We start from the raw sequence: 18084 nt of genomic DNA, 5'->3' as shown, positions 1-18084 counted from the left end.
CCTGGAAGATACGGCACTCAGGGGGATTTTTCTATCCCCATCTCGGATTCTGGGCTCCCATCTGGGGGCGGGCCCTTCCTGTTTCTCCTCTCTGCCGATTCCCGCTCGAACCACCTGGTCACTGAAGCACCCGCAGGTCAGTTGGACCCGCTCGCCGAAGATGGGTCCCGACAGTTCTTTCGTCCGAAGAAACACGATTCGGAGAAATGCGCCCCTCGGCGCGCGCTGTGGAACGCCCCCGCTACTTTCTGAAACAGGTGGGAGCCGAGGCAACTTGCAGGATGTCGGTAGCTGCAGAACAGCCAACGTCTTCGCCGCAGGAAGCCCCCCAAGGAAGTCCCCCAAATCGCATGACCCCTCGACAGCAATCGGTGCTCGTCGGTGCCGTCGGTGCCGGTATCCTCGGCACATCCTACTTCGACTTCGTTCCCGACCACCTCGTTTTCCTTAATCTTCTCGAAGTGATTGCGGCGCCCATCTTCGGGGGCATCGTGGCAGTGCAGCGGTACACAAGCCGGGCCGGAACCTCCATCGGGTCGAAGCTGGAGGCCGGGGGGGCAGAGCTGTTCCTCGGGCCGGTCCTCGGTGCGCTAGCCGCAGCGGGAGGGCTTGTGATTTCCACCATTTTGAATCAGGCCCTGCGCATGGCCAATTTGGGGGCCCAGGGCCAGATGAGGGTTGCCCCGCAGATGCAGGAAGCCTCCCCGAAGACGATCGTCGCGGCCGTTGCAACCATCGTAGGTGTGGCCGCTTTGCACTGTATCGTCGGAGCGATAGGCGGGACGATTGGGGCCGCCATTTTCGGTGCCGACGAGTAGCGGAAAGACGGAACACCCCTGGTGTCCGTCTCACCCTATCGCAGTGCAACAGCGCGTGTCTCTTTGGCTGGAGGGTAGGCGTTTTGTGTTGAGCCCTGATGCGCACACTTTGGTCCCCCCCGTACTCGTCCTGCACCGAGGGGAGGGAGCCGGTTTGCGCCACTTCGTCATACCCCACTTCCTCGAAGCTGTACCATCAGGTGGCCAATGGTGTCGCTGCCATGCGAGCAGCCCGGCGCGGTGCCTCATGATGAGACCCCAGTAGGCCACTCTGGGAGCGAGCCGGTCGTGCCCTGCGAGGCAGACATTCAGGAAGGCACGGTGGGATCATTCGGTGGACACCTCGGCGTGACTCTCGGAGGCTTCGCGCTCCCGAACCGTTCCGCCCACCACGAGGGCCGCGCCGATGAGGACGGCGTTTTTGACGATATACTGCCCTTCCAGCGTAAGGCCCCAGGGAATGTGCGTGAAGCAGACCTCCGGCAGCAGCACGAGCGGGAGGAGCGTGCCCGGCATCTGCAGAAACAGCAGAAGAATCGCGGTGCGGTTGAGCGGACGATACAGAAGGCCCACGCCGATGGCCACCTCCCACCAGCCCAGGACGGGAATGAACAGGTCCGGCGGGACGAAGTAGACCGTGCGCCGCACGAGCTCCGCGGCGGGGCTCATGCCGAAGGGCTTCAGGATGCCGTACCAGATGAAGACCACAGCCAGCCCGATGCGGAGGACGAAGAGTCCATTGCGCTGCATCCAGCCAGCGATGCGGCGGTCCAGGGCCTCTAGGCCGAGGCGCTTGATGAGGCGATCTTCGAAAGAGTGCATAACGGGTGGTTGGGGGACAGTGGACCAGACACGCGTGTATTGATATCCGTAGGCTTCTGGGATCGTCCCGGGTTTCGTTCTAATTCACGCCCCATTGACGCCTCTTCCCCCACGCCCCTGTTTCGTGGCGCTCAGAACGTTGTTCTCCGTTCGAGGTGGGCGCGAATGCTGTCCCGGTGCAGCCACACGGGCCGCATCCGCTTCTCCGCGTACATTTCCAACTGGTCGCCCCGGTGCGGCGAGCCGGGCTGCGACGCGTTGCCGTAGGGCAGGACGGCCCGGGCCCGGGGGCCGTCCTCGGTAAACTCGGTGAGGGCCACGTACGAGTCGCCGCCCGTCGCGCGCCGTCGCCCCTGCTCCATCTCCCCGAACCAGAGGACGCGGAAGAGCCCAAAGAGCCCGTTCCCGCCGGAGGCCGGGTACGACCCGTTCGGGCCCACCAGGCGATGCACGGCCCCCCAGGGCACGTCGAGCGAGTCGTGGCGGCTCTCGACCTTCCGGGCGACCTGCGCGAGGGTCTGAACCGCTGCCTTCGGATTCGCGAGGCTGTCCGGCGTCGTGCGGGGGGCACCGGGTTGGTACGGGGTGGCGAAGGGAGATTCGTCTTCCATGATTCCACGGAGCCAGTACGCAAAGAGCACGCTCCCCTGACTCTCGGCGTCGGCCGTCCGGTCCCAGTCGGCGAGCACCTCGGCGGCGCGCTGCGCCCGATCATCGCCGTGCTCCTGCACCGCCGGCAGCAGGTCGTCGAGCAGCCGGTCGGCGGCGAGCATCCGGGTGTCGTTCTTGTACGCCTGCAGCTCCGCGAACGTGATCGACGAGTCCCCGGCCACCATCCCGATGGAGCGCTGCGGCCGAAACATTCGTGCCGCCGGACGCGGCACCTGCGGCGCCAGGTAATCCGGGAACTCTGAGGGATCTACTCGTCGCGGGAAGGTCGACGTAAACGGCGGGTCGTTGGCGTTTTGGACCCATCCGCTCGGCGGGTCGACGACGCGGGGAAGCTCCTCGTAGGCATGTACGGAATTCCAGAGCGTGGCAGAGGTGTCGCCCGGGACCACGCCCTGCCAGTACGCCCAGTCTCCCCGGTCACGCTTCGGCACCCGCCCGCCGAAGTGGTACAGGATGTGACCGTCCTCGTCGGCGTAGACGACGTTGAACATCGGCATCTGGAGGCGCCGGAGGGCCGCCTCGAACTGCGACAACGTGGTGGCCTGGAGCATGCGCCAGTACTGCTCGAATAGGCCCGACTGGGAGAGGCCTGCGATGCGGAGCGCCAGTGCCTCGTCGCCCCGCCGGGCCACGACGGGCCCGTGCACCGACCGCCGCACCACCATCGTGTCGGTCCGCATTGAGCCGTCGTCCCGCTTTGCCCTCAGAACTGTGGTGTCGGTGTTAAAGGGGCGCGTGCCGCCGTTCCAGGCGTAGCCGCCGTCCACGAGGCGGAGGCGGTACAGGTCCGAGGCGTCGATGGTGTTGACCGTATGGGTCCAGCCGAGATGCTGGTTGAACGCCACGCCCGGGAACGGCATGCCGAGGAGCGCCGCCCCGTACGCGTCGAACCCAGGTCCCACCAGTTGGGCCTCGAACCACGTAAACTGCTCCCCCCACGGCAGGTGCGGGTTGGTGAGCAGCATTGCATTGCCACTGGCGCTGCGCGAGGGGCCGATGGCCCAAGCGTTCGAGCCGGCCCGGCGCCGCCACCGCTGCGCGCGCTGCAGGTCGCCCCGCGCGACGAAGCTGACGTGGACGGCGCGTAGGACGTGGGCGAAAACGTCCCTCGGCCGGACAGGAAGCACCGCTTCGCGGGCGTCGTCAAGGCGGTCGGGGTGCGCCTTCGCGTACGCGTTCATTCCGTCTACGAAGGCCTCCAGGTATCCTCGAAACGGCTCGTTCTGATCGTTGGCCCACTGCCGGCCGAGCGCAGGCAGTTCGAGCGTTCGGATGCGCCGGTCCGAGTCGAGGTGCTCCGGGCCCCAGTACTCAGCGGCCCGGCCGCGCGCTTCTCCGTAGAGCCGCAGAACGCGGTTGCCATGCGCTCGCATCTGTGCCCACCCGAAGGCGTACATGAGCGAGTCGGCATCCGGGCTGTAGACGTGCGGCACGCCCCAGGTGTCCCAGAGAATCTCGGTGCGCTCCGGCCCGTCAACGCACCCGGTGACGCCTCCGAGAACCACAAGGCTGAAGAGGAGAGCAAGGAGCCGGGAAGACGAGGGAGAACAGCAGGAAGGCACGAGACTGGGAGGTCAACTGAAAGGAAGTCCAAGCGCCCGACCGCAGGGGGGCTCCTCGATGATAGGCACCTCCGCTCCACATTTCAAGAGTTTGCCACCGACCCGCTGCGTAAATCTTCCCTGCGCTGGTCGCCGGGAGGTCGAGGGCCTCCCCCAGGCAACCGAAGGAACTGGGGAAGGCTGACTCAAGCGGACACCCGACGAAGTGGAGATTCCTCAGCTTCGGGGATGTGGCCAGGAAGACTCCGCATTGGCTCGTGATGAGGCCCGTTCGCGGCGACACCACGACAGTCGTGCGGGCAGTGAGCAACGGCGCGGCGGGACTGCCGGACTCGGGAAGGCGGCTCGACGAGGAGGAAACGTGGGGCAGCGTGCGGAGCCGTTCTGTCGGGAGAGAGGTTCAAGAAGGGGGTGACTCGTCGGAGACATCCCCCCTCCATTCGCTTGGGGGGACGAAAAGGCAGACAAATGAGCCAAGAATCCCGATTGGACATTCTGGGACGTCTTTTTATTTCTATTTGACGAGAGGGGGAGATTTTATCGTCTTCCTGGACGTCTGCAGGGTCGTCGCTTCCGAAATCGGTTCTCTCGGGAGCCGGCAATTCCTGCTTGCGGAATGACTTCGTTCCAGGATGAGTCTCCCCGTCACGTCTTCCTCCTTGCGCGTCTTTTCTGGTCCAGATCCCCAACGTACAATGCGTTTCTTCTCTCTCGCGGCATGCAGCGTTCTTCTCGTCGTCGGACTGGTGGCCTGTGGTGGAGAATCCGACGGCTCCAGCGACAGCGCCTCAGGCGACAGTGCCAACATGCAAACTGTCGAAAACAACGGCGTTCGTCTCGAACTTCCCTCTGCCGTGTCGGCCGGATCCCCCTTCGAGGTCACGTGGGAGGGCCCCGACAACTCCGACGACTACATCTCGATTGCGAAAGAGGGTGCGGACGACGGGAGCAACGTGAACTACACCTACACCCGAACGGGGAGCCCCCTCACGATCCGTCCGCCGGACACGCCCGGCGACTATGAGGTGCGCTACGTGGCGGAAAAGAACGACAAGGTGCTCGCCCGCGCGCCCCTCACCGTGGAAGAGGTGTCGGCAAATCTCGACGTGCCCTCGGAGATCGGCGCTGGATCCCCGATTGAGATCTCGTGGAGCGGCCCGGACAATCCCGACGACTACATCGCCATCGCCGAGAAGGGCACGCCGGACGACGCCTCCATCAACTACACGTACACCCGGAACGGCAGTCCCCTGACGGTGCGGGCCCCCGACACGCCCGGCGCCTACGAGCTGCGCTACGTCATGGCGCAGTCCGACCGCGTCATCGCCCGATCGGCCCTGAAGGTGACCAGCGTCTCGGCGTCGTTTGACGTCTCCGACACGCTGATGGTGGACACCCCGGTCGAGATCAAGTGGGAGGGGCCCGACAATCCGGACGACTACATCGCCATCGCCGAGAAGGGCACGCCGGACGACGCCTCCGTCAACTACACGTACACCCGGAACGGAAGTCCGTTGTCGATCCGGACGCCGACGCGGCCGGGGCAGTACGAGCTGCGCTACGTCATGGCACAGTCCGACCGCGTCATCGCCCGGACCCCGCTCGTGGTGCTGCCGCTGCAGGCTCGGCTCCGCGCTCCCGACTCGGTGGCGGCAGGCACCGGGTTCGAGGTGTCCTGGATTGGCCCGAACGGCCCCGACGACTTCATCGCGGTTGCCACACCGGAGGCCTCTGCCACCGACTACGAGAGCCGCGCCCTGAGCCGGGCCGGGACGCCCGCCTCAGTGTTTGCCCCCGGCAATCCAGGCACCTACGAACTGCGATACGTGTGGGCGGAGAAGGACAGCGTGCTGACGACGGTGCCGGTAACGGTGACGCAAGAGTAGGGCCCCGTTCGTAGAGGCGCTCGTCCGCGGCATCGGGTCAGCGGAGCTCTGCCCCAGTCGGCGTGATCCGCGTCTCGTGGTCGAGAAGCCCCTCGGTCCCCGCAGCCACGACCGTCTCCCCGAGCATCGCCATCGTCGCCGCCCCGTCTGCGCGCCGGGCCTCCCTCACGTCCTCCGCGATGCGCTCGGTGGCGAGGCCCGTCCGCTCGGCAAACGCCCATGACGCCTCGAAGAGATCTCTGAGGGGGCCTTCGGGGTCGAGGGTCGCGAGCGCCTCCCGTCCGACCCTCCCCACGCGCTCAATCGTTTCGTCGTCGCCGATCACGTCCGCCGTCGTGATGCCGCCATAGGTCGCGTACTCGATGCGATCGGTGCGGGGGATCTGCTTGACTCCCTCTCCAGTGTTCCACACGAGCCCGCCGCGCTCCTGAACGAACACGTCGCCGAGGCCCGTCCCGGCCGCCACCTCGGCGCGGTGGGAGGCCTCCACGAGCTCGTCGCGGTCGTGGCCGAGGGTCTGCACCTCGTTCACCGCGAGCGCGGTCGCAAGCGTCGCCGCCCCACTCACCCCAAACCCGCAGCCGATGGGGACGTCCGTCTCCAGGCGAACTGTTGCCGTCGTGCCGAGGCGGTCGAGAACCCCTGTCACGGGCGCGATGTGCACGGGTCGACCATTCAGGGAAACGGACGCCTCTGCCCCTCCCTTCTCGACGGTCGCGGTCGCCCCGCCGGCCGTTGCGAAGCTCACGCCGAGCGAGGCGTCGCGATCCTGCGGCACGAAGACAATGGTCACGCTTCCAGGGGCGTGAGCAGTGACCGGCATACGGGGGCCGTCGGCACTCGTGGGGGCATTCGGGTTCGGAGATGTCAGCCGCGCGCAGGGGATTCCTGGGGAATTGCTGACGGCGGACCGCTCTCGATCAGTCCACCAGTTCAAATTCAATTCGGTCCACGTCGGCCCCCTTGGAAGTGCGATCGGTGACGTGGATGTGGCCTACCTCCTCGAGACGGTCGACGTGGGTGCCTCCACAGGGGCAGAGATCGAGGTCGCCGATCTCCACCATGCGGAGCGGATCTACGTGGTCGGGAATCAGATCGAGGAGGCCGCGGCCCTCCGGCGTCTGCGCCTCCGCCTCCGCGCGAGGCATCTGCTTTTTCTCGACCGAGAGGTTCTTGTCGATAACGGCGTTGACCTGCTCCTCGATGGCAGCCACGTCGTCGTCGGAGAAGTCGGCCGGTTCGAAGTCGATGCGGGACCGGTCGGCGTGGATCTGGTTGCCGGCCGTCTGCGCCCCAAACTCATCCAGCACGACCTTCGACACGACGTGCTGGGCGGTGTGCATCCGGCGGTGGTTCCGGCGCCGCTCTTCGTCGACGTGGCCCGTTGCCTCGTCGCCCTCGGCTGGGAGATCGCCCTCTACGTTCTCGACGAAGTGGCGCACGTCGCCGTGGGCCTTCTGGACGTCGACCACGTCGGCCGCGCCTCCCTCCCACTCGAGTGTCCCCTGATCGGCCGGCTGGCCGCCGCCTTCGGGGTAGAAGTAGGTGCCGTCGAGGACGATGTAGTCGTCGGTAGCGGTCTCGACGGTCGCCGTGAAGGTGGTGACGTCGTCGCTGTCGGGGAGGTATCGGAGGTCGGTCATAGTCGAGGTGGATCGGCATGCGCAAGTGTGTTTCTGACAGGCGCACCCGCAACCGGCCATTTCGTTCCGCGGCGGGCAGCCCCAATGATTCTAGACGCCTGCCTCCGTCCTTCGGCCCAGCACGGCCATCTGGCGGCCCGGACGGCTGTCGTTCGGCGGCGCGCAACCTGAGCGGCAACGCCCGGTTTTCTTTCCGGACCACCCCTCTCCGCTGTTCTTCCTGTTTGCAGTCCCACCGATGCAAAACGTTGCGTCCCGCCTCGCCCTGCTGGCCGGCCTCGGAGGCCTCGTTCTTCTCCTGATTGCCCCGAACGATGACATTCGGACGCCTCTCGGCGTGGCTCTCATCGCCATCGCGGCCCTCCTGGTGGGACTGGGAAAGGGAATCGACCTGCTCGGATACGTCTACGAAGGGGCGTCCGACTCCGAAGAGCACACGTAGAGCGAGCCCCACTGCTTACGTTTTCATGTTCGGAAATTGGAATTTCGGGGTGCAGATCGCCAGGAGCCTGTCTTCGAAAGACGAGAGGGCGCTCGGGGCGGAGGTTCCACGCACCTGACGGAGCAGTCCCCAACCCCGAAATCGGCAATCCGAAACAGAGTGGGACGGTGCACAAGGGTCGTGCGCGGCGAAGCTGGATGCCCTTCGTCACTCGTAGAGAGTCGTCATCATCCCAATCCTCCATCCCTGCTGCGGAGAGGCAGGGCGCCGGCCTCCGCGCTCCGAAACGAGCAGGCGCTGTCGTGCCTCCCCGAGCATCTTGGTGGGACTCCTGTCGGGATTGACGAGCAAGACAGTTCGGGCGATTAGCCGGGAGCAGTTCTGCGCAGGGCAGTGGCTGCACGGGTCTTTCGCGCGGATACAGGATGAAAGGGAACGGTCGCTCATGGACGCCGCGGCCACCCGGGCCGGGGCTCCGGACGGGAGAAACGGTCGCTCAGGACGGCTCGGCGCCCCGTTCGCGGAGCAGGTCGTGAAAGTCATCCTCGTTGAGCACCGGCACCCCGCGGTCTTCAGCGTCCTCACGCTTGCTGCCCGCGCCCGGTCCCGCTACCACGTAGTCGGTGTTGCCACTGACGCTGGAGGTGGCGCGCGCTCCATTCTGCTCCACGAACCGCTGCACCTCGCTGCGCGTCCAGTCGTCGAGGCTGCCGGTGAAGACGAAGGTGAGGCCCTCCAGCGGCGCCTCGTCCTCCACGTAGGGGTTGTTCAGCGTCAGCCCCGCGTCCTGAATTTCGCCGATCACCGCCCGGTTGGCGTCGTCCTCAAAGAAGGTGACGATGCTGTGGGCGACCTCGGGCCCAATTTCCTCGATGGCCCGCAACTGGTCCTCGGTGGCCTCCATGAGCTCGTCCAAGGACGCGAAGTTCTGGGCGAGCAGCCGCGCCGTGGCGGAGCCAACCAGGGGAATGCCAAGGGCATAGATGAACCGGTCGAAATCCTGCTCCAGGCTCGCCTCGATCTCGTCGATCAGGTTCTGAGCGGACTTGTCCGCGTAGCGTTCGAGCTGGAGGAGGTCGTCTTTTTCAATCTCGTACAGGTCCGAGATGCGCTCGATGAGGCCCGCGTCGATGAGCTGCTCGGCACGCTTGTCGCCCAACCCTTCGAGGTCCGTCGCCTCACGGGAGGCGTAGTGCTTCAGCCGCTCCCGAAACTGGGCCTCACACGTCATTCCCCCCGTGCAGAACGCCTGCTTCTTGTCCTCGCTGAGCACAACCTCGGATCCGCAGACCGGGCAGGTGTCCGGGATGTGGTAGGTCTCTTCGGCCCCGTCGCGCTCATCCTCGATCACCTTCACGACCTGCGGGATCACGTCGCCGGCCCGCTCGATGAGCGCGGCGTCGCCAATCCGGATGTCTTTGCGGTCGATCTCGTTCTGGTTGTGGAGCGAGGCGCGCTCCACCTCCACGCCGCCCACCTCCACGGGCGCCAGCCTGGCGACCGGCGTGATGCGGCCCGTGCGGCCCACCTGCACGAAGATGTCCTCGATCGTGGTGGTGGCGCGGCGCGGGGGAAACTTGTAGGCCACGGCCCAGCGCGGGTCCCGGTCCCGCACGCCGAGCGTCTCGTGCCCCGCAAAGTCGTTCACCTTGATGACGAGCCCGTCGATCTCATAGGGCAGGTCGTCCCGCACGCCGACGACCTCTTCGTAGTGGCTCAGCGCCTCGTCGATGCCGTCGCAGAGGCGAATGTGCTCCTCGCAGACGCGCAGGCCCCACTCGGGCAGGGCCTTCAGCACCTCGGCGTGCGTGTCGAAATCGCGTCCGTCGTCGGCAATCTCGTAGAAGAAGATGCGGAGCGGCCGCCGCGCGGTGATGGTGGAGTCGAGCTGTCGGAGCGACCCGGCGGCCGCATTGCGCGGGTTGGCAAAGGGGTCCTTCCCCGCCTCTTCGCGCCGCCGGTTGAAGTCGTTGAACTCATCCTTGCGCATGTACGCCTCGCCCCGCACCACGAGCCGGTCGGGGACGGGGCGTTCGTCGTCGCGGAGGCGGAGGGGGACGCCCTCGATGGTCTTGACGTTGGCCGTGATCTCCTCGCCCGTCTCGCCGTCCCCCCGGGTGGACCCTTGCACCAGCTGTCCGTCCTCGTAGATCAGCTCCACGGCCAACCCGTCGAACTTGGGCTCGGCGGTGTAGGTTACGGCCGCGCGGCCGAGTTCTTCGCGGCACGTCTCGTCGAAGTTGCGCGCGTCCTCCTCCTCGTAGACGGCCTTCAGGCTAAGCATGGGGGTGGGGTGCTCGACAGTGTCCATCTCGTCGCGCACCGTACCGCCCACCTGGTGGGTCGGAGAGTCGGACGTCTGAAGCTCGGGGTATTCGTCTTCGAGGGTCTGGAGCTGCCGAAAGAGGTGGTCGTACTCGGCGTCGGAGACCACCGGATCGTCGAGGACGTAGTAGCGATAGTTGTGGTACCGGAGAGTCTCGCGGAGCTGCTCGGCGGCGGCCGCCGCGCCCTCCGAGTCAAGGGTGTCCAGGTCGATGTCGGGCTTCGGGTCTACGTCGGGCATTGGCGGTTTACGGAAAAAGAGAAGCGGGAGGAGTAGTGAACGGCAAGCGGCAGCGGGGGAGCGGCCGGCCGCTGCCGGGGCTGGCCCTTCTTAAGCAAGGCAACGAAGAGTCTCCAGGGGCTCTCGGGGCATGGCGATCAGGATAACCTTCTTCCCCCTCTTTAGAAGCCGACGGCAGAGCGCTTTGATCCTCTCACTGTGCTGAATGCACGATAAGGTTGCCATCTGGGGAGCCTGGGTAGAGGGTCTGCCCTGCGTCGGCGCGCTCCCCCTCGGTATAGCGCACTTCCACGTTCCGCATTCCCGGCCAAGCGGTTGCCTCTACGGCCCCGGGAGCGGAGCAGGAAAGGTCTCCGTCTGCCTTCCAGACGGGGGCTTTCTGCGATAAGCTTTCCGGGCCTGGTCTCGACCTCGTTGATCCGCTCGCCCGCAGAACGTGTTCGCTCGGGCTCGGCCCCGCGGCCTTCCTGGCCCGCTCAAGACAGCTTTCCCAACTTCGCGTCGGCGAGCTGACGGCGGCGCCCCACGAGGACTTCGAGCCCCTGCTTACAAGCCCCGAGCTCAGGCCAGAGTGGTTATTTATCGCTGGGTCCGAGCCCGAGCTCGATGGCGTTGCAGCCAGTTTCCGGCCAGTTCTCATCAGCACGAAATTGTTCGTGCAAGAGGGTCTCTCTCGACTCGAAATCGAGAGATTGGCTGATTGTCGCCCCCTCGGCCGCCGGAAACGAGCCATCGCCCTTGAAGGCAGAGAGCCCGGAAGCCAGGGTTCTTTACTTCTCGCACGAGGGAGGCGAGCCGAGCGCGAGCGTGTCGAAAGGGGCAGCTCCACTAGTGCCTTTCGGACGGGCCAGAAGATCGAACTGAACCTCAACACGGTTCTTCACGCGAATGAGGCCGAGCGCCTTGGTGGGGGGCTCTACGCCGAAGTACGACATGCGGATCGGTTTGCAGCCCCGTACCCGGAAGTGGTTTTTGTCGACAGCTTGTCCCTTCGCCCGCAAGCGAATCAGCCGTTTCGTGCCGGCGATGGTAAGCGCCCCGAGGGCCTCGATCGTGCGCCACTGCGCAGAGGCGTCCGGGTCCCTTTTTTCCACCGACGCGTGCACAAGTTCGAACCGGATTTTCGGATGCGCCTTCATCTTCAGGGTTTCCTGCAAGTCTCGTGTCATGCGCCGGTTTCCACAGTCAAAGGCTTCCACCGGGACCGTTACGCGCACTTCGGGAGCCTCCACACTCGTGGACGCCGAAATGGGGTCCCGGGTCGGGGGGAGTCGTGCGGAGCCGTCCACGCTGAGAACCTGACAGGTAAAATCGTGGGTCGTAGCTTCTCCTTGAATCCAAAACCGACTTTTGGAGTGTACCGTGAGTTGATTGTTTTGCCCCAAGGCCCAGTGGGCGGATCCAGCCAGCGACAGACCGCCGACAATGCACACCATCACGAAGAAGAACCGTCCACGGCGGAGCCCTCCGATCAGTGAAGTGAGGGGGGATCTGACTGTTACAGGTGCCTCCATGCCTTTGCGGAGCGTGCGACATCAGTACATGAATAGATCCTCCCCGGGTGTGAGGCCGTGTGCACGACGCAGAGCGGGGTCCATGGTCTGGTCGCGAGTGTCCCGTCCTGCCCCGGGTTTGACGCTTGCATCCTCGCGCCTCACTCTGTTGCCGATTCCTGTGAGGAGGGTGCCAAAACGACCCGAAAACCGATCCGCACCGGGTCGCTCACCTTGATAGCGCCGAACAGCAGTGAGGGACGCTCCACATCGTAGGTGGTCAGCTTCAACCTATGGTCCCCGCTGATGACGAGTGTGCCGTCTTGCTGCTGGGTGCCCGTTGCGGTCAGTTCAATCGAGCGCGTTTCTCCCGCAATGGTCAGGTCCCCATCGGCAACGACGGAAAAAGAATCAGCCTCGGCGTTTGCCACCTGAATATTCGAAGAAGTAAACGAGATCGTTGGGTGTTTTTTCTTCTTCAGCGCATCGTGGGCATGCCGTTGAAGCCGATCTTTATCCGACACCAGCTTCCGGACCGGGATCTCCGTCCGGACCTTCTGGATCGATGGAAGTCTCTTGTTTACGGCCCCGACCCGGACGGATCCAGTGATCTGGATCACATCCATGGTCCAGTCACGGACATTTGAGGTGCCGTAGACTGTCATGCTGCTTTTCGCATTGTCGAACTGGTAGGCAGTGGTTGAGTCTGCGGGGTGAGGGGCCGGTTCGGCCGTTCCGGGGAAGGACAGAAGCCCTCCCGCAAGAAAAAGGACGAGAAAGCGAACCATGGTATGTTGTCGGTCTAATGTGAAAAGATGCCGCCGGTCGTAAGCGGGCCGGACTGTGACGCCCAGGCCGTAGGGAACGACCGGCCCCCCTCGGTGCCCTCTTGTGGGGGCCAGGGGGGCTAGAAGGAGACAACAGCCTCAAGGACGAGACCGTCAAACTCCGCGCCTTCGTAAACGGAACCACTGGGATAGCCCTCGTACGACTGCGTCACGTACTCGGCCTTCATTTGAATATTTTCCGTCAAGAACCAGCCAGCACTCGCCTGCCACCGGTCGACTGTGTTGCCCCCGGTCCAATTGGCTGGCTCATTGTAGGCGCTAAGGTCAAGATCGCCGCTGGCCGTGTTGTATCGGGCACCTACGAAGAGGTCATTGCCGGCGAAGCGGTAAATGACTTCCACGGCGTATTGCTCTAGGCTCCCGTCGCCCTGACCACCGACCTTGCGTCCGCTCACGCGTTCGATCGTGCCGAAGACCTCTATCCCTCCAACCCTCACGAACGGGTTGACCATGAAGGAAGTGACCTGGTCGCCAAATCCACTGCGCATGCGCCCCGACCAGTCCCCCCCACCAACGACGTCGTAGTACCGAGACCCAGCGCGGTCTCCCGAGTGCAGGTGGGTGGCCAGCGAGGACTTGGTGTAGTACACGGATCCTGTCAGGCGGACTCGGAGAGACTCTCCGAACTTCTGGTCGTAGCCCACCTTCCCGTGGAAGGACGGAGCGCGCTCGTCGGGACTTCTGACCGTGGGGTCGAGCTCACCGCCGAAGCCGCCCACGAGCAAGAAGCCTTCGGACTCGTAGATCGCCTCCGCCCCGACCTCCGTGGTGAAGGCGTCGAGGACATTGTTCCCGACAAACGGGTTGTGAATAGCGTCCGCGTTGTCCGTGCGGCGGAAGTGAGTATCTCCGTAGTTGGGCATGAAGTGGCCGGCCCGGATCGTAAGGTCTTCCATCAGGCTACTGAGGGCAGGATTGTCGAAGGGCAATTCGTTGAGCTGCAAGTACCCTCCTTTCACGTAGGCCTCTGGGTGGTGGCGAGACGATAGATAGCTCCGGACGTGCACCCGAATGCCATCGGCAAGCTGTGCGTCAAGGTCGAGGTTTGCCGTGGCCAGATTAAAGCCTCTTCCAATCTCGGGAAGGTCCGCCCCTGTACTGCTGTGATGGATGGCCTGCAACTGCTGGGTGAAGGCCCCCCCGATAGCTATCTCGAAGCCGTTGTACTCCGCAGTGTCCCGTTTCGGAGGTTCGAACGTGTTTACGCCCTGCTGGCCTGCGGGACGATCGTACTGAATGAGGTTCTGAGCGAAGGACGTCCCCACTAGGCCCAGCGCGATGAGCAGAAATGCAACGAGTCGTAGTGTACGCGAAAGCAGAGTCATATCGGCCGAGGGAATTGATTCGACGAACGGCGGGTCGCAACCGAATCGAGGCGTGTAGCCTGTCGCAAAGCAGCCTCCGATTCGCTGCGCCTCCAATGTGGCATCGCGAAGGAGGACGGTTTGACCGTTCTTTCCCGACGTCCAGCCCCGGCATTCTTTCTCCGACGGGTGGGTCCTCGCCTTCAAAAGGGGTAGGGACATCCCCCACGAACGCTCAAAGCCTCGGTCCCGGTCCGGCGAGTAGGCCGAGCTTCGGCCACCAAGGCAGCCGTGGCACAACGATTTCGGACGTGTGGGCTTGTCCGAGGGGGTCGTCCAGTCAGTCCCGTGCACTTCCCTGAAGAGCCGTGCCCCTGTGATCCTCATCACCGCGACGCTCTACCTCCTCCTCAGGAACGATGCGCAGGGGCGCCCTGAACTGGTCGGCGAGGACAGTGCGTAGGGGAGACCCCTTCGGCGCACTCAGATTCATCGGTCGGACAGGGCACTCGGTCAAGACGACGCGTAGAACCGAGCACGTCGGAGAGAAAGGGATCGGTGGGCGCTGTTATCCGCGGACGGTTACTCCGGAAACGCATGGAGCCTACGTTTCCGTCACACGCTCTCCCTGAGCTTCGTGTGACACGAGCGTCCCCCGGAGGCTCGGACCGTGAGGACCGGGCGGTCGACATACCGCCCGGTCTTTTCCGCGCCCCTACCTGGAAAGAAGCGCGTGCGGCCAGTCCGGCCGCGGGTCGGGATTACTACGGAGTCGATGTCCTCCCACTCGACAAACTCCGGGCTTGCCAAGGAGGTGTCTCCAGGCCGCGTGTGGACCCCGGCGGGCACACCCAGCTTCAGGGTCGTCTTGGACCGTTTAGGCGGTGCCGGGGGTGGGACTCGAACCCACACGGGCCACAAGGCCCAACGGATTTTAAGTCCGTTGCGTCTGCCACTTCCGCCACCCCGGCAGGGGACATCTGTCATGGCTGAACGGCGCTTCATGCCTGTGGGTTCAAACGGAGGCAGGCGTGCACCAGAGGTACGCGCCTCCCTTTTTGAGGTAGGCACTGCGTGCTGGACTGGCGCCTCCCTCCTCCTCTAGCTTCTAGGCACGCGGTGGTGTAGTTCGGGCTCATCGGTCGTAAATCGGGCGAACCGGTTTACCCTCCTCCTGTAGCCGAGAAGCGCTTTTCGAACCACGGAGCGCACAGCCGGAGGAGCCGACGGGAGTTCGCTCCACCGGGAGCAGGCGTCCTCCCACCGAGGCACGAGCAGGGGCCGGAATCGCGTTAGGTTGGGCACAGTGGCTCGCGAACCATTTCCGCTCAGGGTTTGCCCTCTTTGGTACCGGAAAGCCCTCGAGAACGGAGAGCGTTCCGGCAGGCCCCCACCGCCCCCGAAGCAATCTCAGGATCTGAGGCACTATCGGTGTCGCGGCGCCGGGAAGGGACTGAGTCCCGTCGAATCTATGCCCCAGTTGAGTAACAACTACACTTCTCTCGGCCCGCTCAACAGACGGTGACCATCTGGAGGACACTTCGCGCTGTAAAATCGGGGCTGCCGTGGTGTCTTCAGGGCCCCAGAGGCCGGTTCAGACGCCTTCGCTATCCGTCGCACGTCTTTTGCTCATCAGATAACGGGCGTGGAACCCCCAGACTCAAGCCGCACTCGGGCCCAACCCAGAACGTTATTCTAGCCGTGGACAGCGAAATGACCGACCCGACCTCGGACGCAAAATGGTATTGGTCGAAACGAGACTCCGACGGGCGGAACGGACCCGTCGATTGGAACCAGCTTAAGGAATTGGTGAGGAACGGCGACTTGGATCCTAAGGATCTCGTTCACGCAGAGGGAATGGACGGCTGGCGAGAAATTGGCTCTGTGGATGGATTCGTCAAAAGCAAGTCTCCTCCCCCCGGCACGTCCGATGTCGAGGACCAGACGTCTTCCCTACCCCGAGCAGGAGGGGCCTCAGTTTCATCAAAGGTGTTTGCGGGAGGACTCTTGCTGTGTGCACTGATAGACCTGTTTTTGGGAGGATTGGGCGTCTTTTTTTCTGTAGTAGAGGGCCTTCCCGAAAACACAGCGGGCGTGGCAGTCTTGGGTTGCTTTCTCGTCGCTCTTCCTTTGGGGGGATGGATCTCTTTCTTGATATACAACTACTTTAGGGGAGACTTAAAATATGACCAGGTAACCTACTCTTCTTCAGCACAGTCTTCACTTTTTGCGGCCTTTCTTGTACTGATGTACTTTCAGAGCTATGGAGGAACCGTAACCGGGAAGGGATTCTTCGTCCTTTCAATAGGCGCTTCCATACTTGCAGTGGGTATTTTGACGCTGGTATCCGGCTTCAACTCACGCGAGAGCGAGGATTTGAGGAAAGAGGGACGGTCGCAAGCTGGGGCCCGGTGACGCCGAGGCCACCGAAAATCATTACGCTTAAAGCTGGGTTGCCCTCGACGGAGACCAGTCCGTAAAGGCATTTTGGAAGCTTGTCAAAGCGCTCAGCGATTTTTCGGGGGCTCGGCGGAACCAGTCGGGGGCGTCTCCCAACACGGATTTCAGTGGAAGATGTCGGCGGGGGCAGCAGGATCTACCCCCTTGGGCGCGTTCGGGACGCCAAACGCTGCAGCGTTAAAGGGTTGAACGTTAGGGGGTTACGGAAAATCTATCCTTCCTCGTCTTCCGGCAACGATTCATTTTCGAGCCGACACGATGGGGTCAGAACGGTGCAAGGTGTGCTCTCTGTCGCCGGGGGCGGTCGGGCGTCGCTACGAGCCTCTGCGTGTCGGCTTCCTGGAAGGCAACTCGGAGGGCTTTGGAACTCGTGCTCGATAGGAACGCCTTGACATTTTTCGGTATCTGAGCCGACTTCTCCCGGCTCGCAGCCCCTCGGGCCCGTGGATACGCTGGTGGATACCCTCCCTCTCGCAGCCTGTCTCTCCTTGCTCGCGCTCGAACCAATCAGGCTGCACACGCGGGAAGATGCCCTCAAGCCCACAGACGGCCCCCGGCCTTCCCGTCCCCGACGCGTCCCTCTCTCCCATCCCTACGCATTCTGTGCCGCCCTTCCCCCCATGGTCCGGGCCCAAATCTGGGAACCTCCGCCCGGCCCCACCGATTGACGCGAGCCCCGATTTTCACACGCTAAAATTCCCCGGTGGTCATGGCTTCTGACCCGGTCCTTGCGCCGCTGCGCGAGCGGGCTCAACAGTGTACGGCTCGCGCTCACGTTCCCTTTTCAGGCACGCCGACGGCGGCCGTGCTCCTTCTTGACGACGGTCGGTGGATTCCCGGGGTTCGTGTGGAGAGCGCGTCGTACTCGCTTACGCTCCCGGCCCTGCTCAACGCGTACACTACCGCTGTGGCCCTGGGGGTGGTCGACGCAGTCGCGGCCTTCGTCCTGTCGCGCTCCTTCCGCCGCGAGGAGGCGCTGTACGTTGAGACGCTGGCGCAGGACCCTTACGAGGCAGTGGCCGACGATGCTTGGCTGCGAGGCGGGCGGGGCGGCGACGGAGCGCTGCCTGCCCTGGACAGTCTGCTCTCGCCGGTTCTCGGGGCGACTCTCGACGATCCATCGGACGGGATTGACGCGGCGCGGCGTATGGCCCAACGGGCCTACGTCCCAGCCTCCGAGTATGCCGTGGGCGCCGTCCTCGAATGCGACGACGGCCGTCTCGTGCCGGGCGTCAACGTGGAGCACCCGGACTGGGCCCGCATCCTCTGCGCTGAGCGCAACGCCCTGGGAACCGTGCAGTCGTACGCCCTTCCGGCCCCCCATCACCTCTTCCTCACTTGCTCTGAGGACCCGGACGGGACCCCCTGTGGCGCTTGTCGGCAGCTCCTGGTGGAACTCGCCCCTGACACGACGCTTTGGATGGATCGGCATAGTGCTTCCCCTGAGCGCGCCACTGTATCGGCGTTGCTGCCAGGGTCGTTCCGCGGGCAGGCACTGCTCGACGAATAGCAGCGGTGTCCCAGCCTGCTCCTACGAGCGCAGGGCCCCCCTCCACACTCTCCGGTTG

14 protein-coding genes and 1 tRNA gene are annotated in these 18084 nt (G+C 64.2%); 5 read left to right on the top strand and 10 right to left on the bottom strand.

What is annotated here, in order from left to right:
- The first annotated feature begins 350 nt into the window (after positions 1–350).
- Positions 351–818 carry a hypothetical protein gene (locus tag ABEL04_RS14055; protein ID WP_375803025.1) on the top strand — a complete coding sequence of 156 codons (468 nt, stop codon included), beginning with the start codon at positions 351–353 and terminating at the stop codon, positions 816–818.
- 327 nt (positions 819–1145) lie between these two features.
- Here the strand turns inward: ABEL04_RS14055 and ABEL04_RS14050 are convergent, their stop codons facing one another.
- Complete coding sequence (locus ABEL04_RS14050) at positions 1146–1640, bottom strand: hypothetical protein (RefSeq protein ID WP_375803024.1); 495 nt, start codon at positions 1638–1640, stop codon at positions 1146–1148.
- Positions 1641–1771: 131 nt separating this feature from the next.
- The gene (locus ABEL04_RS14045) at positions 1772–3874 is read right to left on the bottom strand and encodes an acylase (RefSeq protein ID WP_375803023.1); all 2103 of its coding nucleotides are present in this window, start codon (positions 3872–3874) and stop codon (positions 1772–1774) included.
- A 695-nt stretch (positions 3875–4569) separates the two neighbouring features.
- Between ABEL04_RS14045 and ABEL04_RS14040 the strand changes: the two genes are divergently transcribed.
- The gene (locus ABEL04_RS14040) at positions 4570–5760 is read left to right on the top strand and encodes a hypothetical protein (RefSeq protein ID WP_375803022.1); all 1191 of its coding nucleotides are present in this window, start codon (positions 4570–4572) and stop codon (positions 5758–5760) included.
- Positions 5761–5797: 37 nt separating this feature from the next.
- On the opposite strand, the gene ABEL04_RS14035 is transcribed toward ABEL04_RS14040, so the two are convergent.
- Both ABEL04_RS14035 and ABEL04_RS14030 read right to left on the bottom strand, forming a co-directional pair.
- Positions 5798–6583: a GHMP kinase gene (locus ABEL04_RS14035; protein ID WP_375803021.1), complete on the bottom strand. Its 786-nt coding sequence runs from the start codon at positions 6581–6583 to the stop codon at positions 5798–5800.
- Between the two features lie 97 nt (positions 6584–6680).
- Entirely contained in the window at positions 6681–7403 is a 723-nt protein-coding gene (locus tag ABEL04_RS14030) for an alanyl-tRNA editing protein (RefSeq protein ID WP_375803020.1), read from the bottom strand.
- A gap of 238 nt (positions 7404–7641) precedes the next feature.
- Here ABEL04_RS14030 and ABEL04_RS14025 point away from each other — a divergent pair, with 238 nt between their 5' ends.
- Positions 7642–7845, top strand: a complete 204-nt coding sequence (locus tag ABEL04_RS14025; protein ID WP_375803019.1) for a hypothetical protein — start codon at positions 7642–7644, stop codon at positions 7843–7845.
- A gap of 496 nt (positions 7846–8341) precedes the next feature.
- On the opposite strand, the gene ligA is transcribed toward ABEL04_RS14025, so the two are convergent.
- The 6 genes from ligA to ABEL04_RS13995 all read right to left on the bottom strand — a co-directional run bounded on the left by ligA (position 8342) and on the right by ABEL04_RS13995 (position 15027).
- On the bottom strand, positions 8342–10411 hold the full coding sequence (gene ligA, locus ABEL04_RS14020) for an NAD-dependent DNA ligase LigA (protein WP_375803018.1): 2070 nt from the start codon (positions 10409–10411) through the stop codon (positions 8342–8344).
- Between the two features lie 770 nt (positions 10412–11181).
- Positions 11182–11847, bottom strand: a complete 666-nt coding sequence (locus tag ABEL04_RS14015; protein ID WP_375803017.1) for a YceI family protein — start codon at positions 11845–11847, stop codon at positions 11182–11184.
- A 218-nt stretch (positions 11848–12065) separates the two neighbouring features.
- Entirely contained in the window at positions 12066–12692 is a 627-nt protein-coding gene (locus ABEL04_RS14010; protein ID WP_375803016.1) for a YceI family protein, read from the bottom strand.
- Positions 12693–12811: 119 nt separating this feature from the next.
- Positions 12812–14077: a hypothetical protein gene (locus ABEL04_RS14005; protein WP_375803015.1), complete on the bottom strand. Its 1266-nt coding sequence runs from the start codon at positions 14075–14077 to the stop codon at positions 12812–12814.
- A 594-nt stretch (positions 14078–14671) separates the two neighbouring features.
- Positions 14672–14905, bottom strand: coding sequence for a universal stress protein (locus tag ABEL04_RS14000; protein ID WP_375803026.1), 234 nt, complete (start codon positions 14903–14905; stop codon positions 14672–14674).
- A gap of 36 nt (positions 14906–14941) precedes the next feature.
- Positions 14942–15027: transfer RNA gene (locus tag ABEL04_RS13995), tRNA-Leu, on the bottom strand.
- Positions 15028–15769: 742 nt separating this feature from the next.
- Here ABEL04_RS13995 and ABEL04_RS13990 point away from each other — a divergent pair.
- Both ABEL04_RS13990 and ABEL04_RS13985 read left to right on the top strand, forming a co-directional pair.
- Positions 15770–16471: a DUF4339 domain-containing protein gene (locus ABEL04_RS13990; RefSeq protein ID WP_375803014.1), complete on the top strand. Its 702-nt coding sequence runs from the start codon at positions 15770–15772 to the stop codon at positions 16469–16471.
- 754 nt (positions 16472–17225) lie between these two features.
- Complete coding sequence (locus ABEL04_RS13985) at positions 17226–18026, top strand: cytidine deaminase (RefSeq protein WP_375803013.1); 801 nt, start codon at positions 17226–17228, stop codon at positions 18024–18026.
- Positions 18027–18084: the final 58 nt, after the last annotated feature.

Origin of the sequence: Salinibacter sp. (assembly GCF_042218895.1) — a bacterium.
Taxonomy (GTDB): domain Bacteria; phylum Bacteroidota; class Rhodothermia; order Rhodothermales; family Salinibacteraceae; genus Salinibacter.
Note: the sequence above shows the minus strand (reverse complement) of the source record. Positions and strands in the feature narration are given on the sequence as shown.

Coding starts and splice junctions, on each gene's coding strand:
- ABEL04_RS14015 (WP_375803017.1), bottom strand. CDS start 11,847: ATGGTGTGCATTGTCGGCGGTCTGTCGCTGGCTGGATCCGCCCACTGG.
- ABEL04_RS14050 (WP_375803024.1), bottom strand. CDS start 1,640: ATGCACTCTTTCGAAGATCGCCTCATCAAGCGCCTCGGCCTAGAGGCC.
- ABEL04_RS14005 (WP_375803015.1), bottom strand. CDS start 14,077: ATGACTCTGCTTTCGCGTACACTACGACTCGTTGCATTTCTGCTCATC.
- ligA (WP_375803018.1), bottom strand. CDS start 10,411: ATGCCCGACGTAGACCCGAAGCCCGACATCGACCTGGACACCCTTGAC.
- ABEL04_RS14040 (WP_375803022.1), top strand. CDS start 4,570: ATGCGTTTCTTCTCTCTCGCGGCATGCAGCGTTCTTCTCGTCGTCGGA.
- ABEL04_RS14055 (WP_375803025.1), top strand. CDS start 351: ATGACCCCTCGACAGCAATCGGTGCTCGTCGGTGCCGTCGGTGCCGGT.
- ABEL04_RS14025 (WP_375803019.1), top strand. CDS start 7,642: ATGCAAAACGTTGCGTCCCGCCTCGCCCTGCTGGCCGGCCTCGGAGGC.
- ABEL04_RS14030 (WP_375803020.1), bottom strand. CDS start 7,403: ATGACCGACCTCCGATACCTCCCCGACAGCGACGACGTCACCACCTTC.
- ABEL04_RS14035 (WP_375803021.1), bottom strand. CDS start 6,583: ATGCCGGTCACTGCTCACGCCCCTGGAAGCGTGACCATTGTCTTCGTG.
- ABEL04_RS13990 (WP_375803014.1), top strand. CDS start 15,770: ATGACCGACCCGACCTCGGACGCAAAATGGTATTGGTCGAAACGAGAC.
- ABEL04_RS14010 (WP_375803016.1), bottom strand. CDS start 12,692: ATGGTTCGCTTTCTCGTCCTTTTTCTTGCGGGAGGGCTTCTGTCCTTC.
- ABEL04_RS13985 (WP_375803013.1), top strand. CDS start 17,226: ATGGCTTCTGACCCGGTCCTTGCGCCGCTGCGCGAGCGGGCTCAACAG.